Origin of the sequence: Serratia sp. PF-27 (assembly GCF_030053255.1) — a bacterium.
GTDB lineage: Bacteria > Pseudomonadota > Gammaproteobacteria > Enterobacterales > Enterobacteriaceae > Serratia > Serratia bockelmannii.
The window spans coordinates 303,350-329,991 of sequence record NZ_JASGBT010000021.1 but is presented as its reverse complement, the minus strand read 5'-3'; the positions used below and the strand labels follow the sequence as shown (position 1 = coordinate 329,991).

At 61.9% G+C, this 26,642-nt stretch carries 25 protein-coding genes; 10 read left to right on the top strand and 15 right to left on the bottom strand.

Annotation, left to right across the window (positions count from 1 at the left end; translation table 11 throughout):
* Positions 1–2: 2 nt before the first annotated feature.
* From QMZ29_RS16655 to QMZ29_RS16610, 10 genes are all read right to left on the bottom strand, one after another.
* Complete coding sequence (locus QMZ29_RS16655; RefSeq protein ID WP_033641071.1) at positions 3–1,022, bottom strand: DUF979 domain-containing protein; 1,020 nt, start codon at positions 1,020–1,022, stop codon at positions 3–5.
* Complete coding sequence (locus QMZ29_RS16650) at positions 1,019–1,750, bottom strand: DUF969 domain-containing protein (RefSeq protein WP_261425440.1); 732 nt, start codon at positions 1,748–1,750, stop codon at positions 1,019–1,021. The genes QMZ29_RS16655 and QMZ29_RS16650 overlap by 4 nt, the downstream gene beginning before the upstream one ends.
* Before the next feature lie 62 nt (positions 1,751–1,812).
* Positions 1,813–2,553 carry a 5-oxoprolinase subunit PxpA gene (gene pxpA, locus QMZ29_RS16645; RefSeq protein ID WP_173889367.1) on the bottom strand — a complete coding sequence of 247 codons (741 nt, stop codon included), beginning with the start codon at positions 2,551–2,553 and terminating at the stop codon, positions 1,813–1,815.
* Complete coding sequence (pxpC, locus tag QMZ29_RS16640; RefSeq protein ID WP_025301875.1) at positions 2,543–3,475, bottom strand: 5-oxoprolinase subunit PxpC; 933 nt, start codon at positions 3,473–3,475, stop codon at positions 2,543–2,545. Before pxpC ends, pxpA begins: the two co-directional genes overlap by 11 nt.
* Positions 3,469–4,125, bottom strand: a complete 657-nt coding sequence (pxpB, locus tag QMZ29_RS16635) for a 5-oxoprolinase subunit PxpB (RefSeq protein ID WP_261425441.1) — start codon at positions 4,123–4,125, stop codon at positions 3,469–3,471. Before pxpB ends, pxpC begins: the two co-directional genes overlap by 7 nt.
* Positions 4,126–4,284: 159 nt before the next feature.
* Positions 4,285–5,028, bottom strand: coding sequence for a type 2 GTP cyclohydrolase I (locus QMZ29_RS16630; RefSeq protein WP_025301873.1), 744 nt, complete (start codon positions 5,026–5,028; stop codon positions 4,285–4,287).
* A gap of 18 nt (positions 5,029–5,046) precedes the next feature.
* Positions 5,047–6,027: an MBL fold metallo-hydrolase gene (locus QMZ29_RS16625; protein WP_043136583.1), complete on the bottom strand. Its 981-nt coding sequence runs from the start codon at positions 6,025–6,027 to the stop codon at positions 5,047–5,049.
* 22 nt (positions 6,028–6,049) lie between these two features.
* A complete protein-coding gene (gene phrB / locus QMZ29_RS16620) occupies positions 6,050–7,480 on the bottom strand; it encodes a deoxyribodipyrimidine photo-lyase (RefSeq protein WP_173889364.1) in 1,431 nt (476 codons plus the stop codon).
* Positions 7,481–7,495: 15 nt separating this feature from the next.
* A complete protein-coding gene (locus tag QMZ29_RS16615) occupies positions 7,496–8,452 on the bottom strand; it encodes a YbgA family protein (RefSeq protein WP_025301870.1) in 957 nt (318 codons plus the stop codon).
* A 142-nt stretch (positions 8,453–8,594) separates the two neighbouring features.
* On the bottom strand, positions 8,595–8,804 hold the full coding sequence (locus tag QMZ29_RS16610; RefSeq protein ID WP_004939916.1) for a YbfA family protein: 210 nt from the start codon (positions 8,802–8,804) through the stop codon (positions 8,595–8,597).
* A gap of 441 nt (positions 8,805–9,245) precedes the next feature.
* Here QMZ29_RS16610 and QMZ29_RS16605 point away from each other — a divergent pair, with 441 nt between their 5' ends.
* The 6 genes from QMZ29_RS16605 to kdpE all read left to right on the top strand — a co-directional run bounded on the left by QMZ29_RS16605 (position 9,246) and on the right by kdpE (position 17,183).
* Positions 9,246–9,335, top strand: a complete 90-nt coding sequence (locus QMZ29_RS16605; RefSeq protein WP_016928742.1) for a K(+)-transporting ATPase subunit F — start codon at positions 9,246–9,248, stop codon at positions 9,333–9,335.
* A complete protein-coding gene (kdpA, locus tag QMZ29_RS16600) occupies positions 9,335–11,023 on the top strand; it encodes a potassium-transporting ATPase subunit KdpA (RefSeq protein ID WP_261425442.1) in 1,689 nt (562 codons plus the stop codon). Before QMZ29_RS16605 ends, kdpA begins: the two co-directional genes overlap by 1 nt.
* A 26-nt stretch (positions 11,024–11,049) precedes the next feature.
* A complete protein-coding gene (gene kdpB / locus QMZ29_RS16595; protein WP_060432596.1) occupies positions 11,050–13,119 on the top strand; it encodes a potassium-transporting ATPase subunit KdpB in 2,070 nt (689 codons plus the stop codon).
* Positions 13,120–13,137: 18 nt separating this feature from the next.
* Entirely contained in the window at positions 13,138–13,707 is a 570-nt protein-coding gene (kdpC, locus tag QMZ29_RS16590; protein ID WP_261425445.1) for a potassium-transporting ATPase subunit KdpC, read from the top strand.
* A gap of 73 nt (positions 13,708–13,780) precedes the next feature.
* The gene (gene kdpD, locus QMZ29_RS16585; RefSeq protein ID WP_049208642.1) at positions 13,781–16,477 is read left to right on the top strand and encodes a two-component system sensor histidine kinase KdpD; all 2,697 of its coding nucleotides are present in this window, start codon (positions 13,781–13,783) and stop codon (positions 16,475–16,477) included.
* Between the two features lie 16 nt (positions 16,478–16,493).
* Positions 16,494–17,183 carry a two-component system response regulator KdpE gene (gene kdpE / locus QMZ29_RS16580; protein ID WP_016928747.1) on the top strand — a complete coding sequence of 230 codons (690 nt, stop codon included), beginning with the start codon at positions 16,494–16,496 and terminating at the stop codon, positions 17,181–17,183.
* 27 nt (positions 17,184–17,210) lie between these two features.
* On the opposite strand, the gene QMZ29_RS16575 is transcribed toward kdpE, so the two are convergent.
* The 4 genes from QMZ29_RS16575 to seqA all read right to left on the bottom strand — a co-directional run bounded on the left by QMZ29_RS16575 (position 17,211) and on the right by seqA (position 20,606).
* Positions 17,211–17,510 (bottom strand): DUF3861 domain-containing protein, encoded by a 300-nt coding sequence (locus QMZ29_RS16575; protein ID WP_004939927.1) that lies wholly within the window; start codon positions 17,508–17,510, stop codon positions 17,211–17,213.
* Positions 17,510–18,151, bottom strand: coding sequence for a PadR family transcriptional regulator (locus QMZ29_RS16570; RefSeq protein WP_025301865.1), 642 nt, complete (start codon positions 18,149–18,151; stop codon positions 17,510–17,512). The genes QMZ29_RS16575 and QMZ29_RS16570 overlap by 1 nt, the downstream gene beginning before the upstream one ends.
* Positions 18,152–18,342: 191 nt before the next feature.
* A complete protein-coding gene (pgm, locus tag QMZ29_RS16565; protein WP_060433831.1) occupies positions 18,343–19,986 on the bottom strand; it encodes a phosphoglucomutase (alpha-D-glucose-1,6-bisphosphate-dependent) in 1,644 nt (547 codons plus the stop codon).
* A gap of 77 nt (positions 19,987–20,063) precedes the next feature.
* Positions 20,064–20,606, bottom strand: a complete 543-nt coding sequence (gene seqA / locus QMZ29_RS16560) for a replication initiation negative regulator SeqA (RefSeq protein WP_025301864.1) — start codon at positions 20,604–20,606, stop codon at positions 20,064–20,066.
* 224 nt (positions 20,607–20,830) lie between these two features.
* Here seqA and ybfF point away from each other — a divergent pair, with 224 nt between their 5' ends.
* The 4 genes from ybfF to fur all read left to right on the top strand — a co-directional run bounded on the left by ybfF (position 20,831) and on the right by fur (position 23,728).
* Positions 20,831–21,604 (top strand): esterase, encoded by a 774-nt coding sequence (gene ybfF / locus QMZ29_RS16555; RefSeq protein WP_025301863.1) that lies wholly within the window; start codon positions 20,831–20,833, stop codon positions 21,602–21,604.
* 256 nt (positions 21,605–21,860) lie between these two features.
* Positions 21,861–22,148 (top strand): LexA regulated protein, encoded by a 288-nt coding sequence (gene ybfE / locus QMZ29_RS16550; RefSeq protein ID WP_004939936.1) that lies wholly within the window; start codon positions 21,861–21,863, stop codon positions 22,146–22,148.
* Between the two features lie 264 nt (positions 22,149–22,412).
* On the top strand, positions 22,413–22,952 hold the full coding sequence (gene fldA, locus QMZ29_RS16545) for a flavodoxin FldA (RefSeq protein ID WP_025301862.1): 540 nt from the start codon (positions 22,413–22,415) through the stop codon (positions 22,950–22,952).
* A 329-nt stretch (positions 22,953–23,281) separates the two neighbouring features.
* Positions 23,282–23,728: a ferric iron uptake transcriptional regulator gene (fur, locus tag QMZ29_RS16540; RefSeq protein WP_019454058.1), complete on the top strand. Its 447-nt coding sequence runs from the start codon at positions 23,282–23,284 to the stop codon at positions 23,726–23,728.
* A 246-nt stretch (positions 23,729–23,974) separates the two neighbouring features.
* On the opposite strand, the gene QMZ29_RS16535 is transcribed toward fur, so the two are convergent.
* Positions 23,975–26,632: a beta-N-acetylhexosaminidase gene (locus QMZ29_RS16535; protein ID WP_173889352.1), complete on the bottom strand. Its 2,658-nt coding sequence runs from the start codon at positions 26,630–26,632 to the stop codon at positions 23,975–23,977.
* Positions 26,633–26,642 lie beyond the last annotated feature (10 nt).

The window sequence follows — 26,642 nt, the reverse complement described above, 5'->3', positions numbered from 1 at the left end:
TCCTACAGGAACATCAGGAAATACAGCAGGAACACGTTAACCAACAGCAGCAGCACGCCGGTCGGCACCTGCGCCTTGATCACCGCATTCTTGTCCGGCAACTCCAGCAGCGCCGCCGGCACAATGTTGAAGTTCGCCGCCATCGGCGTCATCAGGGTGCCGCAATAGCCGGAGAACATGCCGATCGCCGCCATCACCGCCGGGTTGCCGCCGTGTTGCAGCACCAGGATCGGAATGCCGATGCCTGCGGTGACGATCGGGAAAGCGGCGAAGGCGTTGCCCATCACCATGGTCAGCACCGCCATACCGATAGCGTAGACCGCCACGGCGATAAAGCGGTTATCGACCGCCAGATACTCCTGGGTCAAATGCGAGATCGCAGTACCAACGCCAGCGACGGTAAACAGCAGCCCCAGCGTGGCGAGGATCTGCGGCAGAATGAACGCCCAGCCGATCGAATCCAGCAGGCGCCGCGCTTCCTGCACCGGCTGCAACGCCTTCTCATGGGTCATTTTCACCGCGATCGCCAGACCGATCAGGCAGCCGACGGTCATCGAGAACAGCGTGATCAGCGTCGCGTGGTTACCGCTGCCGAACACCGCGCTTTGCAACGCCGGAATGTTGTTGAACAGCAGCACGCCGATCACCGTCACCACCGGGATCGCCAACGCGGGGATAAACAGCTTGTTGCCCAAACGCTTGGCGCTGGTCTCGCGCTCCTGCGGCGTTCGCTGATGATAGCTGCCGAGGCGCACACCGCCGAAGCCGGCGATCAGGGCCATCACCACCACCACCCCGCCAACGATGATGTGCAGCATGCGTTTCTCGTTGCTGCCTTCGCCGAGCACGTCGCCCAGCAGGCGGTAAGTCCAGTCGCCGACCAGGAATACCAGGCCGTACAACCCCCAAAACAGCCCGGTGGTGATGCGGCGCGGGTTGGCGCGATCGCGGAAGGACATCACCGCCACAATCAGCAGCACCGCGCCGGCCAGCCAGTAGAGATATTGTTGCTGGAAATTCATCGTGCCTCCCCCTTCGCCTGCAGCGCCGACTGATTCAGCTGCGCCAGCTCGGCGCCCAGCTGTTTATCCATTCGATACAGCCGGAATGCGTGGATCAGGAAAGCGAAAATGGCGGTCGGAATGCCCCACAGCGCGATATGCAGCGGCTCGGTCTGGATGCCGCCGGACTCCAGCATAAAGTTGTGCATGAAGATGATCGCGCCGAAGGCCACGAAGATATCCTCACCGAAAAACAGCCCGACGTTGTCGGTCGCGGCCGACATGGCGCGCAGGCGGTGGCGCGTACGCTCCGGCAGTTCGCCATAGCGGTTTTCCGTTGCCCCTTCCGCCATCGGCGCCAGCAGCGGCCGCACCATTTGCGGGTGCCCGCCCAGGCTGGTCAGCCCCATCGCCGCGGTGATCTCGCGCACGAACAGGTACACGATCAGCAAACGGCCGGCGGTGGCGCTTTTGATCTTGGCGATCCACGCCTGCGCCCGCTCTTTCAGCCCGTGGCGCTCCAGCAGGCCGATCACCGCCAGCGGCAGCAGCAGGATCAGCGGCAGGTTGCGGGTGTTGAGAAAGCCCTCGCCGAGCTTTTCCAGAATGACGTCCAGCGGCATCAGCGCCGCCAAACCGGTGATGATACCGGCGGCGATCACCACCAGCACCGGGTTGAAACGCAATACAAACCCGACCACGATGGCGGCGATGCCGATCAGTGGCCAGAGATTCACAGCCTGTTCCATAGTCTTCCCTCGATATTTTCTAATAGTTTTTTGCTTGTGATGTTGTGTCTTGCTTTACGGCTTTATTGCTCCGCGCTGACGCGAATACCCTGTTGAACAAAACTGTCCCGCAGCTTGCGCGCATACGCCAGCGCATGCTCGCCGTCCCCGTGCAGGCAGACAGTTTCCGCCTGAACGGCGGCCCAGACGCCATCCACGCTGCGCACCCGGTGATGGCGCACCATCTCCAGCGTTTGCGCCAGCGCCTGTTCGTCATCCTCGATCAATGCCCCCGGCAAACCGCGCGGCACCAGCGTGCCGTCGGCCTGATAACCGCGATCGGCGAACACCTCCTGCCGGGTGGTCAGACCGAGCCGTTGCCCGGCGCGGATCAGCTCGCTGCCGGCCAGCCCCACCAGCCGCAGCGCCGGATCGACCGCCTGCACCGCCCGGGCGATCGCTTCCGCCAGCGCCGGTTCAACCGCCGCCTGGTTATACAGCATGCCATGCGGCTTAACATGTACCATCACTCCCCCCTCAGCGCGGGCGATCGCCGCCAGCGCCCCGAGCTGATACACCACCTGCGCGTACACCGTTTCCGCCGGCAGCTGCATGCGGGTGCGGCCGAAGTTCTCCCGATCGGGAAAACTCGGATGGGCGCCGATCGCCACGCCGTACTGCAATGCCCAGCGCACCGATTGACGCATGGTCTGCGCATCGCCGGCGTGGAAGCCGCAGGCGATGTTGGCCGAGCTCACCAATTGCAACAGCGCCTGATCGTTGGCGCAGCCTTCGCCGAGATCGGCGTTCAAATCAACGATCATGTAACCCCCAGGCAATCTGTCGAAGGAAGAGATCCTGCTCGGCTTTGGCGCGCTGCGCCTCCGTCAGTGAGCAGAGAACGAAGTGGATCGGTTCGCCGAGACGGATCTGCGCCAAGTGGTAGAGATCGGCTTCGATCACGCAGGCGATACGCGGGTAACCGCCGGTGGTTTGCGCATCGGCCATCAGCACGATCGGCTGGCCGTTATGCGGCACCTGCACCACGCCGGGCATCAGGCCATGCGACAGCATCTCGCGGTCGGTGGTGCGCTCCAGCGGCGTACCGCCGTGCAGGCGGTAGCCCATGCGGTTGCTCTGCGGGCTGAGCTGCCAGGCGGTGCGCCAAAACGTATCCTGCGCCTCTTCGCTGAATTCGGCGTACTCCGGCCCCGGCAGCGCGCGGATGCGGTTGGTGAACAGCAGCTGTTTCACGCCGCATCGATGTTGCGGTTGAGCGGCTGATTTGCCCAGCGGCAGCCGATCGCCGTCCTTCAGGTTACGGCCTTCGTGGCCGCCAAAGGCGGCTTTCATGTCGGTGCTGCACGAGCCCAGCATTTCCGGCACGGCGATACCGCCCGAGATCGCCAGGTAGCTGCGCATGCCGCGTTTCGGCGTGCCCAGCGCCAGCCGCTGCCCCTTTTTCACCGGGTAGCGCCAGCCGGTCCACAGCGGCTTGCCGTCCAGCTGCGCGTCGCAGCCGGCGCCGGTCAGGGCAATCCAGCCAGAGCGGGTAAACTCGGCGCTGAACTGGCCGAGCGTGATCTCCAGCCCGGCGGCCTCCGGCGCGTTGCCCACCAGCAGGTTGGCGATCTTCAGCGCCGGTTGATCCAACGCCCCGCCGGTGCTGATGCCCAGGCGGCGGAATCCCTCGCGGCCCAAATCCTGCACCGTGGTATAGATGCCGGCACGCAGAATAATCAGCATACGCCCTCCTTCTGCGGCACGAAGCGCACGCTATCGCCCGGGCGCAGCAGCGTCGGCGGCATTTCATGCGGATTGAACAGCGCCAGCGGCGTGCGGCCAATCAGTTGCCAGCCGCCGGGCGTCACCAGCGGATAGATGCCGGTCTGGCCGCCGCCGATGCCGACGGAGCCGGCCGCCACCGCCAGACGCGGTTCGGCGCGGCGCGGCGTCGCCAGTTGCTCCGGCATGCCGCCCAAATAGGAGAAGCCCGGCTGAAAGCCGAGGAAATAGACCACATAGGCCGCCGCCGCGTGGCATTCCACCACCTGCCGCGGGGTCATGCCGGTATGGCGCGCCACGTCATCCAGATCGGGGCCTTGCTCCCCGCCGTAGACCACCGGAATATCCACCTGGCGCGACTCCGGCGTCAGGCGCTCTTTGCTTTCCCAACCCTGCTGCAGCAACGCAAGCATCGCTTCGGCGTCGGCCTGCGGCGTATGCAGCAACAGCGTCAGGTTGTTCATCCCCGGCACCACTTCCCGCACGTCGGGGTGGTGATTCAGCTTTTCCGCCAGCGCCCAGATGCGCTGCTGGCTCGGTAAGGTCACCGGCGGCGACAGTTCAAGCACTACCGCTCTTTCACCCAACAGGTAATAACGTGCTTGTTGCACCCTTATTCTCCTTATTATTATCGCGATGAAAAACACACCAGTTATGCGTGACGCGGCCCCGGCTGTCAATAGAACGCAACCATAAGGAAAATAAGGAAATAGCGCGATAAAAGGATTCAGCCGGCGCACAGGCCGGGCTGGATCCGGGGAAGAAAAAAATCAGGCGGGATTCGGGATATCGATAAAGGTCACATCAAAGCCGTGGTGCTGGGCCAGCCAGTCCCCCAACGCTTTCACGCCACCGCGCTCGGTCGCATGGTGACCGGCGGCGAAGAAATGCACGCCCATTTCGCGCGCGCTATGAATGGTCTGCTCAGACACTTCACCGCTGATGAACGCATCGACGCCGAAGCGCGCTGCGCTGTCGATAAAGCCCTGGCCACCGCCGGTGCACCAGGCCACCCGGCGAATGTGCTCAGGCGCGTTATCGCCGCAGTGCAGCACCGCGCGCCCCAGCCGGCTTTCGATACGCTGCTGCAGCGCCTCGCCGGTCAGCGGCTGTTCAAATTCGCCGTGTGGCACCAGCGGCTCGACGTCGCCAATCACCCGAATGCCCAGCGCCTGCGCCAGCTGCGCGTTGTTACCCAGCACCGGATGCGCGTCCAGCGGCAGGTGGTAGCCGTACAGGTTAATATCGTGAGTCAACAGCGTTTTCAGACGATTGCGCTTCATGCCGCGCACCGCCGGCGCCTCATTTTTCCAGAAATAGCCGTGGTGCACGATAATCGCGTCGGCCTGATGCGCCACCGCGGCATCCAGCAGCGCCTGACAGGCGGTGACGCCGGTCACGATGCGCTGCACGTGCGGGCGGCCTTCTACCTGCAATCCGTTAGGGGCGTAGTCCTGAAACGCCGCGGCGTTCAGTTCCGTATTGATCAGTTGTTCCAGATCGAGGTTACGCATTCTCTTCTCTCTTCATAGTCAAAATGTCTGCCGGTCGCCCTGCGCCATCAGGATGAATTTCACGCCCAGATCGTTGCCCTGCGCCAGCTGCTGCGCAATGGCGGCGCGCGTGTCTTCGCCCTGCTTCAGGCTGGGCTTGATGTGGCTGATCACCACCGGCAGACCGTTCAGCGAACCTTCACCGCCGCTGTACTGCGTCAGGTTCTTCAACTCCTTCAGCAGCCAGGCCGGCGTCAAATGGCCGTACAGATGTTTATCCTCCATCCCATTGGGGTACGAGGTTTCGATAATCATGCCTTTGAGCTTTTTCTGCTCGACAAGCGGCCCCAGCGTGCGCCAGACGGTATCGAGATCGCGTGATTGCTCCACCTTATCCGGCCCGGTATCGCCGAAGTAGGCGAAGAACTCGCTGCCGTTGGAAATCAGCAGCATCGACGACGGGTAGCGATCGTGGCTAAGCGGGTACATCACGCCGGTCAACCCGGTCAGGCCGAGGGTAAAGCGCTGCTGCGGCCGCACCGTTTGCAGCCGGTAAGTGCCCAGCCGCGAACCGTTGCCGGCGTCGGTAAAGTTCGGCCAGGCCTTCCAGTTGAAGTAGTGATTACGCAGGGTCAGCACGGTGTCCGCCTGGGCGTAAACGGTTTTTTTATTGTCCTCGGGCGAGCCGACGATCAGCCCCGCCACGTGGTCCAGATGGCCGTGGCTGATAAAGTAACTGCCGATCAACTGCCGGAACACATAGCCCTGCGGCGTGTAAGGCGCGGCCAGCTCTGACGTCACCTGCGGGAAGCTGCCCTTCTCCAACCCTTTGGCGATGCCCGGTAGCAGCGAGCCGGCGTCCAGCGCCACATACTGCGGCTGATTATCGCTGCGGATCAGATAAGAGGTCAGGTTGCCGTCGCTAACGCCGCCGTCGACGCCCAGCGCCACCACGTCAAAGCCGGCTATCGCCAGCGCCGAATAGCCGCTCAGGCACAGGGCCAGCACCTTTTTCATCATTGCGTCGCTCCTTGCAGTTGCCTCAAGACTCTCCCCGTTTCGCCGCCTCGAACGCCGCCAACGTCTCCATGCGGGCTTGTTTGTGATCGACGATCGGCAGCGGGTAGTTCAGCGTGCATCGCTGCTTTTCCGCCCAGCGATGGGGATGATGGATGTCATTGTCGGGCACATCCGCCAGTTCCGGCAACCATTTACGGATAAAAGTGCCTTGTGGATCAAAACGTTCACCCTGGGTGGTCGGGTTGAAGATGCGGAAATACGGCGCGGCGTCGGTGCCGGTGGAGGCCGCCCACTGCCAGCCGCCGTTGTTGGCCGCCAGATCCCCGTCCAGCAGTTGCGACATGAAATAGCGCTCCCCGGCGCGCCAGTCGATCAGCAGATCTTTCACCAGAAAACTGGCGCTGATCATGCGCAGCCGGTTGTGCATCCAGCCGGTGGCATTCAGTTGGCGCATGGCGGCATCGACGATCGGATAACCGGTTTCGCCCCGCTGCCAGGCCTGCAGCTTCGCCGCGTCATCGCACCAGCGCACCTTGTCCGTCCAGGCGATAAACGGCCGATGGCGACACAGCTCGGGATAGGCCACCAGCAGATGGCGGTAGAACTCGCGCCAAATCAGCTCGTTCAGCCAGGCGAAAGCGCCGCTCTCGCGATCTTCCAGCAGCTGCGGGCATTCGGCGCGCAGGCGGTTGAAGCACTGGCGCGGCGACAGCGCACCGATCGCCAGATAGGGCGACAGGCTGCTGGTGCCGGCGATGGCGGGCAGATCGCGCTGCCGAAGGTAATCCTGCACCTGCTCACGACAAAAGGCGCGCAGCCGCTGCAGCGCGGCCTCCTCGCCGGCGGGATAGTCATCCCCAATTTCCGCCGCGGGATAATCGAACGCCGCCGGCGCCTCAGGCGCAGGCAACGCGCCATCGGCACGGATCTTCGGCGCCGGCAGGCAGCTCACGTCGGACTCGGTCAGGCGCTGAATAAAGGCGTTGCGAAACGGCGTATAAACCTTGTACATCTCGCCGCCGCCGGTGAGCACGCTGCCCGGCGGCAACAGCAGGCTGTCATCAAAACCGTGGCACGTTACCCGGTCGCTCAATCGCTGTTCCAACTGCTCATCGCGGCGCCGTTCATTCAGTTCATACTGGCGGTTGTAAAACAGCGCATCTACCTGCTCTCGCTCGCAATAGTCCGCCAGCCAGTCGATCGACGCGGCAAAGTCCGCACAGGCATGGCAATGCAGCGCAATGCCCTTTTGCGCCAGCGCCTGTTGCACCGCCTGCAGGCTGGCGTGGATCAGCGCCGCCTGCCGCGGCGCCATCTCATGTTGCCGCCACTGCTCCGGTGTGGCGATAAACACCGCCAGCACCCGGGCTTTCGGATCGCTGCAGGCGGCGTGCAGGGCTTTGTTGTCGGTGATACGCAGATCGTTACGCAACCAGACCAGATGCGTGGTCATAAAACTCCTTGTCAATCAATGGCCGTAACGCAAACGCAGCGCCTCCGGGTAAGGTTCGAAATAGCGTTGTTCCGCCAGATAGCGATCGGGGTATTCCGCCATGTAATGCTTGAGCAGCGCGATCGGCGCCAGCAGCGGCTGCATGCCCTGCCGGTAGCGATCGATCAGGTGCGCCAGCTCCTGGCGCTGCGCCGCGCTAAGCTGACGACGGAAGTAGCCCTGCACGTGCATTAACACGTTGGTGTGGTTGCGCCGCGTCGCTTTGTGCGCCAACAGCGCCATCAGGCGGCTGCGGTATTCCACGGCGAAGGCCTCCAGCGAGTCCCAGCGGTGAATATCGGCGACGAAGCGCCCCAGCTCGCGGTACGCCGGCTGCGAATGCGCCAGCAGCGACAGCTTGTAGCGGCTGTGAAACGCGATCAGCCCGCCGCGGGTCAGCCCCTGACGCCACAGCATGTTCAACTCATACAGCGCGTACACTCGCTCGATAAAGTTTTCCCGCAGCGCCGCATCCTGCAATCGTCCATCTTCTTCCACCGGCAGCCACGGCATCTGACGCAGCAGCTCGGCGGTAAACAGCCCAACGCCGTTTTTACGCGAGTCCTTGCCGTTCTCGCTGTAGACCCGCACCCGTTCCAGGCCGCAGCTCGGCGACTTGGCGCAGACGATATAGCCGCACAGGTGCTGCAACGCGGCCACGCGCTGCGCGGAGAAACTGCGCATCTCCTCGGTCAGATCCACGCCGGCGTCGTTGCTGTAGCGCATCGCCGGCCACGGCTGCGCCTGTTTCACCAGGCGCAGCGCCGGGCGCGGCGTGGGCAGGCCGATCGCCATTTCCGGGCAAACGGGCTCAAAGCGCACATAGGGCGCCAACTGTTCCACCGCAAAAGCCAGCCGCTTGTGGCCACCGTCGAAACGCACCGCGTCGCCCAGTAAACAGGCGCTGATGCCGATAGGGATCTTGTCGCTCATACCGCTCTCCCATGTTGTTGACCGATGGGGAAAGTGTAGAAGAATGGCTTGCCAAATACGACCTTGCGCTTGATAGGGGTGGCCAGAGGCATAAAAAAACCCCCGCCACAGGGCGAGGGTTTTTTCGTGAATCGGCAGCGACTCAGTAGAAATCGCAGGACGCCAGTTCCGCCTGCTGCAGCCAGACCGGCTTATCGCTGGTTTTTGACCAGACGCGGTGCAGGTAGCTGTAAAAACGCCCGCGATCGCTGCGGAACAGCATCACCGGCAGGGCCAAAATGCCCGCGATAACCACTGCGCTGCGGCGCAGGAGAATCCGATGCAGTGAATAAGCGTGATAGGTCGTAGACATGCGAACCTCCTTAAAAACGCCTGCCGTTGATTTGTCAGGGAAAACGGCGTGGGCGTATCAAATGAACAATCGGTAATTTGGTAACTGAGCAAAATTTTAGCGCACTTGATGAAAGTTTACTACTCATCCGACCACTAAATCGCACAAAAAATCGCTAATCACCGCAGCGATTCGTAATTTTGTTACAGTCAGGTTAATTTTTAACTTATCATGGGTTACATTGTGGTTATTATCCGGTTCCTGCTTCCACGCCTCTGCCCTTGCTTATTCACTCATCAGGCGCAATCTCGCCGCCAACCTGCTGCTTGAAATGCTCAATTTCCGCTGAAATTTCAGCCATTTTTATACTTTTTTTACACCCGCCCGCGCGATTTTTTCATCTTCTTTCTACCCCGCTCCCTACACTGCCTCTATCAAAAACAACACCTCTGGAGGTGTCCCGTGAGTTTCAGCGTTATTGGTGGTGCGCTGTTGGTCCTGCTGCTGTTGGCCTATCTGGTCTACGCCCTGTTTAACGCGGAGGATTTCTGATGGCGGCTTCAGCCTTTTTACTGATCGCCAGTTTCCTGCTGGTGCTTCTGCTGCTGGCCCGGCCGCTGGGCGGCTTTATGGCGCGCCTGATCGAAGGTGAGCCGCTGCCTGCGCTGCGCGGGGTGGAAGCCGGCGTCTGGCGCGCCTGCGGCATCCGCGCCACCGAGATGAACTGGTGGCAGTACGCGCTGGCGATCCTGGCGTTCAACCTGCTCGGCCTGGCGTTGCTGTTCGCCCTGCTGATGACGCAGGGCTCGCTGCCGCTCAACCCGCAAGGCTTCCCGGGCCTCTCCTGGGATCTGGCGCTCAACACCGCCGTCAGCTTCGTCACCAACACCAACTGGCAGGCCTACAGCGGTGAAAGCGCTCTCAGCTATTTCAGCCAGATGGCCGGGCTGGCGGTGCAGAACTTCGTCTCCGCCTCCACCGGCATCGCCGTGGCCTTTGCGCTGATCCGCGCCTTTACCCGCCGCGCCGGCAAGACCGTCGGCAACGCCTGGGCCGATCTGTTCCGCATCACGCTGTATGTGCTGCTGCCGATCGCGCTGCTGATCGCTCTGTTCTTCGTCAGCCAGGGCACGCTGCAAAACTTCCTGCCTTACCTGCACGTCACCACGCTCGAAGGTGCGCAGCAGACGCTGCCGATGGGACCAGTGGCCTCGCAGGAAGCGATCAAGATGCTCGGCACCAACGGCGGCGGCTTCTTCGGCGCCAACTCGGCGCACCCGTTCGAGAACCCAACCGTGCTGACCAACTTCGTGCAGATGCTGGCCATCTTCCTGATCCCCTGCGCGCTGTGCTTCTCCTTCGGCCAGTTGGCCGGTGAAAACCGTCAGGGCCACGCGCTGATCTGGGCGATGGCGCTGATCTTCGTGGTGGCGGTGGGGGTGGTGATGGTCGCCGAGCTGGCGGGCAACCCGCACCTGAGCACGCTGGGCGCCGACAGCAACATCAATATGGAAGGCAAAGAGTCGCGCTTTGGCATTCTCGCCACCAGCCTGTTCTCGGTGGTGACCACCGCCGCGTCCTGCGGGGCGGTCAACGCCATGCACGACTCCTTCACCGCGCTGGGCGGCATGGTACCGATGTGGCTGATGCAGATCGGTGAGGTGGTGTTCGGCGGCGTAGGCTCCGGCCTGTACGGCATGCTGCTGTTCGTACTGCTGACGGTATTTATCGCCGGTCTGATGATCGGCCGCACCCCGGAATACCTGGGCAAAAAGATCGACGTTTACGACATGAAGATGACCGCGCTAGCGATCCTGGTCACGCCGACGCTGGTGTTGCTGGGCAGCGCGCTGGCCATCGGCACCGACGCGGGCCGCGCCGGCATCCTCAACCCGGGCGCTCACGGCTTCAGCGAAGTGCTGTACGCCCTGTCCTCCGCCGCCAACAACAACGGCAGCGCCTTCGCCGGGTTGAGCGTCAATACGCCGTTCTACAACCTGCTGCTGGCCTTCGCCATGTTCGTCGGCCGCTTCGGGGTGATCCTGCCGGTGCTGGCGATCGCCGGTTCGCTGAGCGCTAAACAACGCCAGCCGGCGGGCAACGGCACCCTGCCGACCTATGGGCCGCTGTTTATCGGTCTGCTGATCGGCACCGTATTGCTGGTGGGTGCACTGACCTTCGTGCCGGCGCTGGCGCTAGGCCCGGTGGCCGAGCATTTGCAGCTTTGGTTGGCAAACTAACCGACGTCACAGAGAGAGAATAAGAGATGACTCGCAAACAACGCGCGCTGTTTGAACCGGCCCTGGTGCGCACCGCGCTGATCGATGCGGTGAAAAAACTGGATCCTCGCGTTCAATGGCGCAACCCGGTGATGTTCGTTGTGTATATCGGCAGCCTGCTGACCACCGCCATCTGGCTGGCGATCCTCGCCGGCCAAACCGACGGTGCCGCCGCCTTTACCGGCAGCGTCGCCCTGTGGTTGTGGTTCACCGTGCTGTTCGCCAACTTCGCCGAGGCGCTGGCCGAAGGCCGCAGCAAGGCCCAGGCGGAAAGCCTGAAAGGCACCAAGAAAACCAGCTGGGCGAAAAAGCTGGCCGGCCCGCGCCGCGACGGCGCCACGGAGAAAGTGGCCGCCGAAAGCCTGCGCAAAGGCGATATCGTACTGGTGGAAGCCGGCGATACCGTCCCGTGCGACGGCGAAGTGCTGGAAGGCGGCGCCTCGGTAGATGAAAGCGCCATCACCGGCGAATCCGCCCCGGTGATCCGCGAATCCGGCGGGGACTTCTCCTCGGTCACCGGCGGCACCCGCGTGCTGTCCGACTGGCTGGTGGTACAGTGCAGCGTCAACCCGGGGGAAACCTTCCTCGATCGCATGATCGCCATGGTGGAAGGCGCCAAGCGCCGCAAAACGCCGAACGAGATCGCGCTGACCATCCTGCTGGTGGCGCTGACCATCGTGTTCGTCCTGGCCACCGCCACCCTGTTCCCGTTCTCGCAATACAGCGTGGAAGCGGCCGGCAGCGGCAGCGTGGTCACCATCACCGTGCTGGTCGCCTTGCTGGTTTGCCTGATCCCCACCACCATCGGTGGCCTGCTGTCCGCCATCGGCGTGGCCGGGATGAGCCGCATGCTCGGCGCCAACGTGATCGCCACCAGCGGCCGCGCGGTGGAAGCCGCCGGCGACGTGGACGTGCTTCTGCTGGATAAAACCGGCACCATCACGCTGGGCAACCGCCAGGCTTCAGAGTTCCTGCCGGCGCCGGGCGTGAAAGAGCAAGAGCTGGCGGACGCCGCGCAGCTGGCCTCGCTGGCGGACGAAACGCCGGAAGGCCGCAGCATCGTGGTGTTGGCCAAACAGCGCTTCAACCTGCGCGAACGCGATCTGCAGGCGCTGAACGCCACCTTCGTGCCCTTCTCGGCCCAAACCCGCATGAGCGGCGTCAACGTGCAGGAGCGCATGATCCGCAAAGGCGCAGTGGATGCCATTCGCCGTCACGTCGAATCCAATCAGGGGCACTTCCCGCGGGCGGTGGACGATCTGGTGGAAAGCGTGGCGCGCACCGGCGGCACGCCGTTGGTGGTGGCGGAAGGCGCCCGGGTGCTGGGCGTGGTGGCGCTGAAGGATATCGTCAAGGGCGGCATCAAGGAACGCTTCAATGAGCTGCGCAAGATGGGCATCAAAACGGTGATGATCACCGGCGATAACCCGCTGACCGCGGCGGCGATCGCCGCCGAAGCCGGGGTGGACGACTTCCTGTCGGAAGCCACGCCGGAAGCCAAGCTGGCGCTGATCCGCCAGTATCAGGCGGAAGGCCGCCTGGTGGCGATGACCGGCGACGGCACCAACGATGCCCCGGCGCTGGCGCAGGCCGATGTGGCGGTGGCGATGAACTCCGGCACCCAGGCCGCCAAAGAGGCGGGCAACATGGTCGATTTGGATTCCAACCCGACCAAGCTGATCGAAGTGGTACACATCGGCAAACAGATGCTGATGACGCGCGGCTCGCTGACCACCTTCAGCATCGCCAACGACGTGGCCAAATACTTCGCCATTATTCCGGCGGCGTTCGCGGCCACCTATCCGCAGCTGAACGCGCTGAACGTGATGCACCTGCACTCCCCGGCCTCCGCCATCATGTCGGCGGTGATCTTCAACGCCCTGGTGATCGTGTTCCTGATCCCGCTGGCGTTGAAAGGGGTGAGTTACAAACCGATGAGCGCCGCGGCCCTGCTGCGCCGCAACCTGTGGCTGTACGGGGTCGGCGGTCTGCTGGTGCCGTTCGTCGGCATCAAACTGATCGACCTGATCCTGGTCGCGCTGCACGTCGCCGGTTAACCATTGAGGGAAATGAACATGACGTATTTACGACCTGCGCTGGTGATGCTGATCCTGCTGACGCTGATCACCGGCATCGCCTATCCGCTGCTGACCACCGGGCTGGCGCAGCTGCTGTTTTCGGGCGCGGCCAACGGTTCGATGCTGTACCAGGGCGACAAGGCGGTCGGCTCCGCACTGATCGGCCAGAACTTCACGCGCGCCGACTATTTCTGGGGCCGCCCATCGGCCACCGGTGATTCGGCCTATAATCCACTGGCCTCTGCCGGCAGCAACCTGGCGGCCACCAACCCGGCGTTGGATAAGGCTATCGCCGAGCGCGCAGCGCTGCTGCGCCAGGCCAACCCTGCGATGAGCGGCCCGATCCCGGTCGATCTGCTGACCGCCTCCGGCAGTGGGTTGGATCCGCAGATCTCGATCGCCGCGGCGCGGTATCAGCTGGCGCGGGTCGCGGCGGCGCGTCATTTGCCGCCGAAACAGGTCGCCAAACTGATCGAAGACAACACCGATCGGGCCACGCCCAACTTCATGGGCGAATCGGTGGTGAACGTGTTGAAGCTGAACCTGGCGCTGGATGCGTTGAAGTAACGCGCCGTATTCAGCATAGTGATAGGGTTCGGCATGCCGAACCCCTTTTTGCTTGGTAACACAAGGAATTGTCATGGTCGAAGAAGAACAGCAGCGTCCCGATCCCGACAGCCTGCTGGCGCTGGCCAATGAAAAACCGCGCGGCCGGTTGAAGGTATTCTTCGGCGCCTGCGCCGGCGTCGGCAAGACCTACGCCATGCTGCAGGAGGCCCAGCGCTTGCGCGCTCAGGGGCTGGACGTGTTGGTCGGCGTGGTGGAAACCCACGGCCGCAGCGAGACCGCCGCCCTGCTCGACGGCCTGGCGCTGCTGCCGCAAAAGCGCATCCAGCATCGTGGGCGACTGGTGCAGGAATTCGACCTCGACGCCGCGTTGGCGCGCCACCCAGCGCTGATCTTGATGGACGAACTGGCGCACAGCAACGCCCACGGTTCGCGCCACCCCAAACGCTGGCAGGATGTGGAAGAGCTGCTGGACGCCGGCATCGACGTGCTGACGACCGTCAACGTGCAACATTTGGAAAGTCTGAACGACGTGGTGGGCGGCGTGACCGGCGTGCGGGTGCGCGAAACGGTGCCCGACCACGTGTTTGACGAGGCCAGCGAAGTGGTGCTGGTCGATCTGCCGCCGGACGATCTGCGCCGACGGCTGCACGAAGGCAAAGTGTATATTCCCGGCCAAGCCGAGCGCGCCATCGAGCACTTCTTCCGCAAAGGTAACCTGATCGCCCTGCGCGAGCTGGCGCTGCGCCGCACCGCCGATCGGGTCGATGACCAGATGCGCGAATTTCGTGACACTCAGGGGCGCGAGAAAGTGTGGCACACCCGCGACAGCATTCTGCTGTGCGTCGGCCACAATAGCGGCAACGAAAAGCTGGTGCGCATCGCCGCCCGGCTGGCGGCGCGGCTTGGCTGCCACTGGCATGCGGTCTACGTGGAAACCCCCAAGCTGCACCGGCTGCCGGAAAACCAGCGCCGCGCCATTCTGCGCGCGCTGCGGCTGGCGCAGGAACTGGGTGCCGAAACCGCTACCCTAGCCGATCCGTCCGAAGAGCGTGCGGTGCTGCGCTACGCCCGCGAACATAACCTCGGCAAAATCATCATCGGCCGCCGCAGCGAGCAGCGCTGGAAGCTGCGCGGCAGCTTCGCCGATCGCCTCGGCCGGCTGGGCCCGGATCTCGATCTGGTGATCGTCGCGCTGGAGAGCGACGCCGCACAGCCGCCGCCGGGCAAGGAGCACGACGGCCGCAGCTTCAATGAGAAATGGCGCATGCAGCTGCGCGGCTGCGCGGTGGCGGTGGCGCTGTGCGCGCTGATCACCCTGCTCTCGCAGTGGCTGCTGCCGGGCTTCGATCAGGCCAACCTGGTGATGGTCTACCTGCTCGGCGTGGCGATCGTCGCACTGTTCTTCGGCCGCTGGCCATCGGTGCTGGCGGCGGTGATCAACGTCGCCAGTTTCGATCTGTTCTTCGTTCAGCCCGAATGGTCGTTCGCCGTCAGCGATATGCAGTATCTGCTGACCTTCGGCGTGATGCTCGCCGTCGGCATCATCATCGGCAACCTGACCGCCGGGGTGCGTTATCAGGCCCGGGTGGCGCGCTACCGCGAGCAGCGGGCGCGCCATCTGTACGAAATGTCACGCGGGCTGAGCCGCGCGCTGACCGTGGCCGACATCGCCAACACCAGCCGTCATTTCCTCTCCAGCAGCTTCCAGGCGAAAACCGTGCTGCTGCTGCCGCAGGAAGGCGGCCGGCTGCAGCAAATGGTCGGCGAGGAAGGCGGGCTGCTGTCGGTAGACGAAGCCATCGCGCGCTGGAGTTTCGATAAAGGCTTGCCGGCCGGCGCCGGCACCGACACCCTGCCCGGCGTGCCTTACCAACTTCTACCGCTCAATACCCCCAAGCAGACCTTCGGCCTGTTGGCGATCGAGCCCAATAACCTGCGCCAGCTGATGGTGCCGGAACAGCAGCGGTTGCTGCAAACCTTCGCAGTGCTGATCGCCAGCGCGCTGGAACGACTGCACCTGGCGCGCAGCGCCGAAGAAGCCAAGCTGGACGCCGAACGCGAACAGCTGCGCAACTCGCTGCTGGCGGCGCTGTCGCACGATCTGCGCACGCCGCTGACGGTACTGTTCGGCCAGGCGGAAATCCTCACGCTGGACCTGGCGGCCGAAGGCTCCAATCACGCCACCCAGGCCAGCCAGATCCGCCAGCAGGTGCTGAGCACCACCCGGCTGGTGAACAACCTGCTGGATATGGCGCGCATCCAGTCCGGCGGTTTCAGCCTGCGCAAAGAGTGGCAGTCGCTGGAAGAGATCGTCGGCGCTTCGCTGCACATGCTGGAGCCGCTGCTCAGCCAGCATCCGATCGAGGTCGAGCTGCCGCCGGAACAGATCCTGGTCAACTGCGACGGTAGCCTGCTGGAACGGGTGTTCACCAACCTGTTGGAAAACGCCAATAAATACGCCGGCGCCGAGGCCACCATCGGCATTCGCGCCCGCACGCTGCCCGAGTGGCTGGAAGTCGAGGTCTGGGATAACGGCCCCGGCATCCCCGCCGATCAGCTGCAGCTAATTTTCGACAAGTTTTCACGCGGCAATAAAGAGTCGGCGATCCCCGGCGTCGGCTTGGGGTTAGCGATTTGTCGTGCCATTATTGAAGTGCATGACGGCCGCATCTGGGCGGAAAACGGCGCCAACGGCGGCGCCAGCTTCCGCTTCGTGCTGCCGCTGGAAAAACCGCCCGAGATCGACGGCGACGCCTTCGATCTGTAATCAACGCAGAGGAAACGTGAGCATAACGCCAACCAACATTCTGATTGTTGAAGATGAAAAAGAGATCCGCCGCTTCGTGCGCACCGCGCTGGAGAGCGAAGGCCTGCGGGTATTTGAAAGTGAAACGCTGCAGCGCGGGTTGATTGAAGCCGGCACGCGCAAACCGGATCTGATCATTCTTGATTTGGGCTTGCCGGACGGCGACGGGCTGAGCTACATCCGCGATCTGCGGCAGTGGAGCGCCATTCCGGTGATCGTGCTCTCGGCGCGCAACGCCGAAGAGGACAAGATCGCCGCGCTGGATGCCGGCGCCGACGACTACCTCAGCAAACCGTTCGGCATCGGCGAGCTGCTGGCGCGGGTGCGGGTCGCACTGCGCCGCCACTCAGCTAACCAACAGGAAAGCCCGCTGGTGAGCTTTTCGGCGATTACCGTCGATCTGGTGAATCGCCGGGTGCTGCGCAACGACGAAGATCTGCATCTGACGCCGATCGAGTTTCGCCTGCTGGCGGAGCTGCTGGCCAACGCCGGCAAGGTGATCACCCAACGCCAGCTGTTGAGCCACGTCTGGGGGCCGAACTACGTGGAGCACAGCCACTATCTGCGCATCTACATGGGCCATTTGCGGCAGAAGCTCGAAGCCGATCCGGCCCGGCCCAAACACCTGCTGACCGAAACCGGCGTCGGCTATCGCTTCATGCCTTAACTCCGGTGGGCGCGGTTTGCCGCGCCTTTACGCCGCCGGGCCCTTCTTCAATCCGACCATAAATTCCTTAAACGCCTCGCGCAGCGGAGCGAACACCGGGTGTTTGCGGTTTTCGATCATCACTTCGGAGAACAGCTTCAATCCTACGGCGAAGGCCGCGCTCTGCTCGGGGCCGAAGTTCAGATCGTCACGCGCCCGAATGCGCTCGACGATCTCGAGAATATCGTCGTGGTTGGTCACCTCAAAACTCAGCGGTGCTTTCTCGACGGGGTTGCCCTGGCGATCGCTCAGGGCTTCAACGGTAATGTTAAAACGGTGGCCGGGCATCAGTTCTTCTCCTGCTGCGTGGGTTGAATATGCATTTCGCTTTCGATCGCCGCCACGGCGGTCAGCAACGCGGCGTTGATGCGCTCCACCTGCTGCGGCGTGAGATCGGCGCGCATCACGTTGCCGCGCAGCAGGCTGCGCAGACGGTTCATGGCGTCGTAGATGCCTTCCGCCAGGTTGCCGTGCCGATGATGCTCGCGGCCGGCGCCCGCCAGGCGCGCCAGAATGACGTCAACCACCTGTTGATGCTTTTGCAGCTCGCCCTCGCCCGCCACGGTGATACGGTAGCTTTTGCGGCCGTTGCCGGTGGTGAGCGGCTCAAGGAAATCCTGCTCTTCCAGCAGCGTCAGCGTGGGGTAAATCACCCCCGGGCTCGGCACGTACAGGCCGGATGACGCTTCCTCGATCGCCTTGATCAATTCGTACCCGTGGCTGGGCTTGCGCGCCACCAGCGCCAGCAACACCAGGCGCAGATCGCCGTGTTCGAACAGACGATGACGCCCGCCCCGGCCACCGCGCCCACCTCGGCCGTGCTCTTCGCCTTCGCCGCCGAAGTGATGGCGTCCGCCGCGATGACGGCGGCCCTCTTCGCACTCATGATGGTGGTGGTGATGCCGGTGTAAACCTAATCGATGAAACATAGGGTGATACCTCGCTTTAACAGTGAACATCAATACGAGGTTGTTTAGATATATCTAAACAGCGTCGATAGCGCTAATCTAGATCGATATATCTAAATGCGCAAGCACGTACCGTAAAAAAGATATATCTAAATTACAGGCATAAAAAAAGCGCTGTAAAAACAGCGCTTTTTATCCATCAAGAAAAGCGATTACTTGGCGGAAGCCAGCACTTCGCTGACGATCTCGACCGCTTCGTGCTCAATCTTCTCGCGGTGTTCCGCCCCGAGGAAGCTCTCGCAGTAGATCTTGTAAGCCTCTTCAGTACCGGAAGGACGGGCCGCGAACCAGCCATTGTCAGTCATCACTTTCAAGCCGCCGATCGACGCGCCGTTGCCCGGCGCCGAGGTCAGACGTGCGGTGATCGGATCCCCGCCCAGCGTACTGGCCTTGACCATCTCCGGCGACAGTTTGGACAGCGCCGCTTTCTGCGCATGGGTTGCCGGCGCCTGGATGCGGTTGTAGCTCGGCGCGCCGAAGCGCTTGGCCAGATCGTCATAATGATGCTGCGGGTTCTCACCGGTTACCGCGGTGATTTCAGCCGCCAGCAGGCACATGATGATACCGTCTTTGTCGGTCGACCACGGCTGGCCGTTGAAGCGCAGGAACGAGGCCCCGGCGCTTTCTTCGCCGCCGAAGCCCAGGCTGCCGTCGAACAGGCCGTCCACGAACCACTTGAAGCCGACCGGCACTTCCACCAGCTTGCGCCCCAGGTCAGCCACCACGCGGTCGATCATCGCGCTGGATACCAGCGTTTTACCTACCGCCACATCGGCGCCCCACTGCGGGCGATGTTGGAACAGGTAGTTGATGGCTACCGCCAGATAGTGGTTCGGGTTCATTAGGCCCTTCGGCGTGACGATGCCGTGACGGTCGTAATCCGGATCGTTGGCGAACGCCAGATCGAATTTGTCGCGCAGCGCCAGCAGGCCGGCCATCGCCGACTCGGACGAGCAGTCCATGCGGATGATGCCGTCATGGTCCAGGTGCATAAAGCGGAAGGTCTGATCGATGGAGTCGTTCACCAGCGTCAGATCCAGCTTGTAGTGTTCCGCCACCCGCTGCCAATAGGCGATGCCGGAGCCGCCGAGCGGATCCACGCCCAGCTTCAGGCCGGCGCGTTGAATGGCCGGCATGTCGACCACGTCAACCAGGCCTTCGACATAAGGCTGCACCAGATCTTTGGCATGCAGGTGGCCGCTGTTCCAGGCCTTATCCAGCGACTGACGCTGAACGCCTTTCAACTGCTGCGCCAGCAGTTCGTTGGCGCGCTTCTCGATCACCGACGTCAGGTTGGTGTCAGCCGGGCCGCCGTTCGGCGGATTGTATTTGATACCGCCATCTTCCGGCGGGTTATGGGACGGCGTAATGACGATGCCGTCGGCCTGAGCGCCGCCGCGGCGGTTGTGGCACAGAATGGCGTGCGATACCGCCGGCGTTGGCGTGAAGCCGTTGTTTTCCTGCACGATCACATCGACGCCGTTGGCGGTCAGCACTTCCAGCACGGAAATGAAGGCCGGCTCGGACAGTGCATGGGTGTCTTTGCCCACGTAGCACGGGCCGGTAGTGCCTTGCTGATGACGAACTTCGGCGATCGCCTGAGCGATGGCGAGGATGTGCGCTTCGTTGAAGCTGTGGCGCTGCGCGCTGCCGCGGTGGCCGGAGGTACCAAACTTCACCGCATGTGCGGCATTGCCGGCTTCCGGTTGCAGCACATAGTACTGCGACGTCAGCTGGGCTACGTTGATCAGATCGCTTTGGCGGGCGGGCTGCCCGGCACGTGGATTATTCGCCATCGACATATCTCCCTCATCCCTGTCGGTGACCGGGCAAATACGTCGCGCACGGCCATCATGACGGGCTGTTCGCTAAATTAGACGGTACCGCAAACTTTCTCGATCAGTTCCGCCGGGAACTGCATCGCCTGCATGATGTGTTCGATCATGCTGCGCTTGCGGCCGGTATTGGTATTGGTGATCACCCAGTAAGGGGTGCCCGGTACATGCTTCGGCTTGGTGTGCGTGCCGTTGGCCAGCAGAGTCTGCTGATCGCCGGCGAAATAGGTGCGGGTACGGCCGGTCAACGCCTCGGTAGCGGCGGCGAAACCGGCGGCATCGAGGGTGTACAGCGTGGACAGCACCAGCATGAAACGGTTGACCGCTTTGTTCTGCTCGGCGTATTCATCCGACAGCAGCAGTTCACGCACGGCGCGTACGCGATCGCGCGGACGCTGAGCCGGCACCGCTTTTTCCAGCTCGACGGACTGTGACGCACTGGCGGCAGGCAACGCGCGCACCGGTTGCCCGGCGGTGAATTTCAACATGCGGCGTAAAATATCGGACGCGCTTTCACCGATGTGTTGCGTGTGGCTGGCAATATAACGGTAAAGCTCTTCGTCGACTTCAATAGTTTTCATCTTTATCCAATACTGTTTTTTCTACTTAGAACCTGAAGCCAGATCCTGCATTCAAGCCATGGGATTATAAGGTTAAAAGCGCTGGGGCGAACACAACAATGTGCCTCCGGACGGCAAATGCAGACTAATACCTATAGCCGGCACTGCCAAGCCCGCGCCGCGAAAATTCCGCATGATTCATCGTGCGATTCAATCATGATACCCTAATCTGAATCTCTCTCAGTATGAACTTCGCCATGAAATTACATTATCAACTGCTGGCCGCCGAGTCAGACGCGCTGCCGGTGCTGCTGATCCACGGGCTGTTCGGCAATCTGGACAACCTGGGCGTGCTGGCGCGCGATCTGCATAAACAGCACAGTGTGATCAAGGTCGATCTGCGCAACCACGGCCTCTCCCCGCGCGCCGACGACATGAACTACCCCGCCATGGCGCAGGATCTGCTGGCGCTGCTCGACGAACTGCAGCTGGAAAAAGCGATCGTCATCGGCCACTCGATGGGTGGCAAAGCGGCGATGGCGCTGACCGCCATCGCGCCCGAGCGCATCGCCAGGCTGATCGTCATCGACGTCGCGCCCGTGGATTACCAAACCCGCCGCCACGACGAGATCTTCGCCGCGCTGAAGGCCGTCAGCGCCGCCGGCATTACCCAGCGCCAGGCGGCTGCCCAGCTAATGCGCGACTACCTGCAGGAAGAAGGCGTGATCCAGTTCCTGCTGAAGTCCTTCCATAACGGTGAATGGCGCTTCAACCTGCCGGTACTGATCGAACGCTACGCAGACATTACCGGCTGGCAGGAAGTCCCGGCCTGGCCGCATCCGACTCTGTTCATTCGCGGCGGCCTGTCGCCGTACGTGCAGGACAGCTACCGTGCGGATATCGCCCGCCAGTTCCCGCAGGCCCGCGCACACGTCGTCGCCGGCACCGGCCATTGGGTGCACGCCGAAAAACCGGAAGCGGTGCTGCGCGCCATCCACCGTTTCCTCGGCGAAGCCTGAAAAACGCACTCACCTGGCGAAAAAACGCGCTAAAGATAACGGCTTAGCGCGTTTAGCCCGCAGTTAGGCATTGTCGCCGCTCCATCTGCTGGGGTAATATGGCGCGCTATAATTTTGCCGCCGCGCCAGCGCGTTCGCGAACGCCGGTTCGGAGGTGAATTTGGGTTAGGGTTTATTGGCCCGAAGTGTGTTAACCGATGCCTCCGGAAGCGTGCGAGCGCTTTTTGATGCAAACTCCCTTGCAGTACCGCTACCTATGGCAAAAGAACAAACGGATCGCACGACGCTGGATCTGTTCGCAGATGAACGCCGTCCGGGGCGCCCGAAAACCAACCCGCTTTCCCGCGATGAACAGCTTAGAATCAATAAGCGCAATCAGTTACGGCGCGATAAAGTGCGTGGATTGCGACGCGTAGAGCTGAAAATCAACGCGGACGCGGTGGATGCCCTGAACAAACTGGCGGAACAGCGCAACATCAGCCGCAGCGAACTCATCGAGCAGATGCTGTTGGCACAACTGGCGGAAGAACAGCCGGAACATTGATCTCTTCGGCCGCACGCGCGGCGCGGCGTTAAGGACAACGCCGGATCGACCCCGCTTTTCTTCATTCTCCGGCATCGCATAAATGCGATAAAACCCCGGCGCCACTTTCTGGCATGATACGCATTTACCGGTAAGAGACTGCGCCTGTCGGCGCCCGCCCCGGAGGCGAAAGGCTCTTGCCATGGCATCATTTTAATCGGCGTCAGCGGCGGCAGTGCTGGCATCGAGTAATGCAATTACTTGAATTTAAAGGTTATACGCGATATGGCTACTGTAGGCATTTTCTTTGGCAGCGACACTGGCAATACCGAAAACATTGCCAAAATGATCCAGAAAATTCTCCAGAAACAGTTTGGCGACGACGTCTCTGAAGTGCATGACATCGCTAAAAGCAGCAAAGAAGACCTGGAAGGGTTCGATATCCTGCTGCTGGGTATCCCGACCTGGTACTACGGTGAAGCGCAGTGTGACTGGGATGATTTCTTCCCGACGCTGGAAGAAGTCGACTTCAACGGCAAACTGGTGGCGCTGTTCGGCTGCGGCGACCAGGAAGACTACGCGGAATACTTCTGTGACGCGATGGGCACCATCCGCGACATCATCGAACCGCGCGGCGCAGCCATCGTGGGCCACTGGCCGACCAAAGGCTACCACTTCGAGGCCTCCAAAGGCCTGGCGGACGACGATCACTTCATCGGTCTGGCGATCGACGAAGACCGTCAGCCGGAGCTGACCAACGAGCGCGTGGACGCTTGGGTCAAACAGATTGTCGAAGAGCTGAGCCTGGCCGATATCGTCGGCTAAACCCCGGCACTGGCGAAAGGTTGAACAAAGGCCCTGTAAAGTGCATAGTGTGCCGACAGGGCCGTCATCGGCAACAGGGATTGCTGCGATAGAAGCTACAGATTTGTAACTTCCCACCCCGTCACGGTAGACTGAGATATCGGTTTATCCCATCCATCAAGGCGTTGCATGCAAAACATGCAATAGTGCAATTATATCTTTGTTAACAACCGGCGGTTTCCATTTAGTACAACCGGTTCTATAATGAGACGCATTAACTCTTTGTGCCGACCGATGCCACAGGCGAGTACGCCTCAACTTGATTAGCATAGTAACAGGACTGAATTCGCATGACCGACAACAACATCGCATTGAAGAAGGCCGGCTTAAAAGTCACGCTTCCGCGACTCAAAATCCTGGAAGTACTGCAAAATCCGGAATGCCATCACGTCAGTGCGGAAGATTTGTACAAAAAACTGATTGATATGGGCGAAGAGATCGGGCTGGCAACGGTTTATCGCGTACTGAACCAGTTTGACGATGCGGGCATTGTGACACGTCACAATTTCGAAGGCGGCAAGTCCGTGTTCGAGCTGACCCAACAGCATCACCACGATCACCTGATTTGCCTGGACTGCGGCAAAGTGATCGAATTCAGCGACGAATCCATCGAAGTGCGCCAGCGTGATATCGCCAAGCAACACGGTATCAAGCTCACCAACCACAGCCTGTACCTGTACGGCCACTGTGAAACCGGTGACTGCCGCGAAGACGAAACGCTGCACGACAAGAAGTAAGCCCTGACCGGCTATGAAAAACCGCCTCACACCGAGGCGGTTTTTTTATGCCCGCCGTACAGCAGACAAAAAAATCCCCGGACAAGCCGGGGGAAAATCATGTCATGAAATATCACAATTGCAGCGGCACAGCGACTCCACGTACTACTCTCACTACAACGTCCGCCCTACGCCGACACGCGTGGGCGAACGCATTCCCCCTTCGTTATACGGCCGCCGCCAGGGCAGCGGGCCGTTGCACCGGGCTTAGACCTTCTCGGCGCGGCTGTAGCGTTTGCCGTCCGGGCTGACCGAACGCACCTGCACTTCACCGGAGATCGCCGGCTTGGCCTTGGCATCATAGCGCTGCCACTGCTTGCCACCGTCGGTGGAGTACTCGATGCCCAACCCCGGCAGCGCGATATTCGCCTCCAGCTTGCCGCCCGCTACGCGTGCGCCCGGTACCGGCAGACGGTAAGCGACGCCGCCCTTGTCCAGCTTGGCCAGTTCACGCTGGCCCAGGATATTGGCAAAGCGCAGCCAGTCTTTCTCCAGCGTCTTGGTATCGACAAAGTGGGTTTCCCCGCCTTTGTATTCGCGGCCGGCGCGATAGTCCTGCTCCCAACCGGCGCGGTGCCAGGCACGTTCTGCCACCGAGAGCGCGCGTGGGAAGATCATGTATTCCATCTGCGGGTCGGTGCGCTGGGTTTCGCTCCACAGCTGAGCGGACAGCCCGTAGGCGCCCGGCCACGGCTTGTCGCTCTTGGCGTTGAAGTGGTTGCCGTCTCGGTCAACCGAGGTTTCCGCGTTCTGCGGCATGTTGTCCGGCGCGAAGCTGAACACCTTGCGTTCGTCGCTGAAGCGGGTACCCCAGTAGTAACCGCGCTCGTCCGGGTTCACCTCGTAAGGGAAGTCCATATAGACGTAGTCCGGGTTGGAGACCACCACTTCATACCCTTTATTGGCCCAGTCGTTGACACTGTCGAAACCGCCCCAGTACAGGGTGTCCCAGAAGTTGACGCCCACGCGCGAGGTGGCGAACGCCTTCGAACTCTCGGCGTCTTTCAGGCCGTCTTGCCAGGCCTGCATTCTGTCGATGCCGTGCGCTTTCACCAACTTGCTGACCTCTTGGCCAAAGTAGCTCGGCAGGTGCTCCATGTCGGCCACCTTGCCCTCTTTGATCATCGTCTGGCAAACCTGCGACTTGGCCCACGGCTTATCTTCGTTGCTCTGATCGATGATGCCTTTGCCCGGCTCCGGTTTCGCCTTGTCGGTATAGCCGGCGCCCAGGCGAATGTTTTTCGCTTCGTCGCCGCCGAAGTGCCAGGTCTTGATCGGCTGGCCGGCCTCTTTATGCATCTGGGCGATCTCGCCGATCACCTTGTCGACAAAGCGCTGGGAAGAGTCCAGGCACGGGTTCAGGTAGCTCTGGCGGTTAAAGAACTGCACGGAGGTGGTGTTGGAGGTATCGGTCGGATCCACCAGGCGGAATTCGTTGGCCTCCTGCTCTTTCCCGGCGGCATGCAGCTTTTTATAGCGCGCTTCCATCGAGACCACCGCGGCGCGGGCGTGTGCCGGCATGTCGATCTCCGGGATCACCTCAATCTGGCGCGCCTGAGCGTATTTGATGATGTCGATATAGTCCTGACGGCTGAAGAAGCCGCTGTAGACGTCCGGCCCCTGGCCGTACTGCGGCAGCAGGCAGGTGGTTTCGCTCAGATCGTGGCAGCGCTGGCCGCCGACTTCCGTCAGCTCCGGCAAACCGGGGATCTCGATGCGCCAGCCTTCGTCATCGCTCAGGTGGAAGTGGAATTTGTTGAGCTTGTAGGCCGCCATCTGATCCAGCAGGCGCAGCACCGCATCCTTCTTATGGAAGTTGCGCGCCACGTCGAGGAAAATGCCGCGATACTGGAAGCGCGGCGCGTCGCTGGCGTCCAGCGTGGCGATCTTGCCGCTGCCGTCGCTCGGCACTAACGACAGGATCGACTGCAGCCCGTAGAACACCCCGGCCTGATCGAAGCCGATCACCCGCGCCTCTTTCTTGCCAATTTTCAGCTCATAGGCACCCGGCACCGCCATCGCGCCTTTAAATTTGCCCGGCTGGATGTCGGTTTTGATCGGGTAACCGTTGGCCTGAACCGGCACGCCCAGCAGCGCGAAGCGCTGGTTGACGACGTCCGCCGCCGGCTTAACCAGCGTGCTCAGATCCGGCGATACCCCTTTGCGCAGATCGACGTCCTGCGCGTGAACCTTCACCTGCATCGGCGTCGGCACGATCTGGCCGCGCAGCGCACCGGCAGGCAGCGTCTGCAGATCGGCATTGCTGACAAAGCGCGAAGCCGGCGTCATCAGAATGTTTTTGTCGTCCTTGGTGCGCTTCCACTGGTCGCCGGTGAACGGCGCCACAAACTGATCCAGGTTTTCGGTGTCGGTATTCGCCAGCATTTTCGGCTTAGCGTCGCCGGAGGTGGCATACCAGCGCGGCAGGAAGTCGTTTCTGAACAGCTGCCAATATTCGGCGACCACCGGGATTTCCACCGCCTTACCGGCCGGGAAGCCGCTGAATTTGGCGGTCGGCTCCAGCTTGTACAGATCGCCGGTGAGGTGAGCGATCTTGAACTGGTCGTTGTCTACCCGCAGGGTCTGGCGCGGGCTGTGGAAATAGATGACCCAGTCTTTGCCGTCGATCGCCTGGCCGTCGTTGCTGAGGGTGAACAACACCCGGTTGCAAGAGGCCCAGTCAGCGCCCAGCGCCGCGCAATCCACGCCGTTTTCGCCGGCGCGGTTATCCAGCATTTTCACGTTCAGCTTCAGCTGGCTAAGCTGATCCACCAGCTGTTGATCGGCCATGGCGCTCCCCATGCCGCCCAGGAATCCCATCGTTGCCGTCAAGGCGGCAAGCGCGCTCAGTTTGAATGCGTTCATCTTCTTATCC

Bases quoted from the DNA above. Each gene is read 5' to 3' on its own strand.
- QMZ29_RS16615 (WP_025301870.1), bottom strand. From the start codon at position 8,452: ATGAGCGACAAGATCCCTATCGGCATCAGCGCCTGTTTACTGGGCGAC.
- pxpA (WP_173889367.1), bottom strand. From the start codon at position 2,553: ATGATCGTTGATTTGAACGCCGATCTCGGCGAAGGCTGCGCCAACGAT.
- QMZ29_RS16650 (WP_261425440.1), bottom strand. From the start codon at position 1,750: ATGGAACAGGCTGTGAATCTCTGGCCACTGATCGGCATCGCCGCCATC.
- kdpB (WP_060432596.1), top strand. From the start codon at position 11,050: ATGACTCGCAAACAACGCGCGCTGTTTGAACCGGCCCTGGTGCGCACC.
- fldA (WP_025301862.1), top strand. From the start codon at position 22,413: ATGGCTACTGTAGGCATTTTCTTTGGCAGCGACACTGGCAATACCGAA.
- QMZ29_RS16570 (WP_025301865.1), bottom strand. From the start codon at position 18,151: ATGTTTCATCGATTAGGTTTACACCGGCATCACCACCACCATCATGAG.
- kdpD (WP_049208642.1), top strand. From the start codon at position 13,781: ATGGTCGAAGAAGAACAGCAGCGTCCCGATCCCGACAGCCTGCTGGCG.
- fur (WP_019454058.1), top strand. From the start codon at position 23,282: ATGACCGACAACAACATCGCATTGAAGAAGGCCGGCTTAAAAGTCACG.
- kdpC (WP_261425445.1), top strand. From the start codon at position 13,138: ATGACGTATTTACGACCTGCGCTGGTGATGCTGATCCTGCTGACGCTG.
- kdpA (WP_261425442.1), top strand. From the start codon at position 9,335: ATGGCGGCTTCAGCCTTTTTACTGATCGCCAGTTTCCTGCTGGTGCTT.
- phrB (WP_173889364.1), bottom strand. From the start codon at position 7,480: ATGACCACGCATCTGGTCTGGTTGCGTAACGATCTGCGTATCACCGAC.
- ybfF (WP_025301863.1), top strand. From the start codon at position 20,831: ATGAACTTCGCCATGAAATTACATTATCAACTGCTGGCCGCCGAGTCA.
- QMZ29_RS16575 (WP_004939927.1), bottom strand. From the start codon at position 17,510: ATGCCCGGCCACCGTTTTAACATTACCGTTGAAGCCCTGAGCGATCGC.
- seqA (WP_025301864.1), bottom strand. From the start codon at position 20,606: ATGAAAACTATTGAAGTCGACGAAGAGCTTTACCGTTATATTGCCAGC.
- QMZ29_RS16610 (WP_004939916.1), bottom strand. From the start codon at position 8,804: ATGTCTACGACCTATCACGCTTATTCACTGCATCGGATTCTCCTGCGC.
- pxpC (WP_025301875.1), bottom strand. From the start codon at position 3,475: ATGCTGATTATTCTGCGTGCCGGCATCTATACCACGGTGCAGGATTTG.
- QMZ29_RS16625 (WP_043136583.1), bottom strand. From the start codon at position 6,027: ATGATGAAAAAGGTGCTGGCCCTGTGCCTGAGCGGCTATTCGGCGCTG.
- ybfE (WP_004939936.1), top strand. From the start codon at position 21,861: ATGGCAAAAGAACAAACGGATCGCACGACGCTGGATCTGTTCGCAGAT.
- QMZ29_RS16630 (WP_025301873.1), bottom strand. From the start codon at position 5,028: ATGCGTAACCTCGATCTGGAACAACTGATCAATACGGAACTGAACGCC.
- pgm (WP_060433831.1), bottom strand. From the start codon at position 19,986: ATGGCGAATAATCCACGTGCCGGGCAGCCCGCCCGCCAAAGCGATCTG.
- QMZ29_RS16655 (WP_033641071.1), bottom strand. From the start codon at position 1,022: ATGAATTTCCAGCAACAATATCTCTACTGGCTGGCCGGCGCGGTGCTG.
- QMZ29_RS16535 (WP_173889352.1), bottom strand. From the start codon at position 26,632: ATGAACGCATTCAAACTGAGCGCGCTTGCCGCCTTGACGGCAACGATG.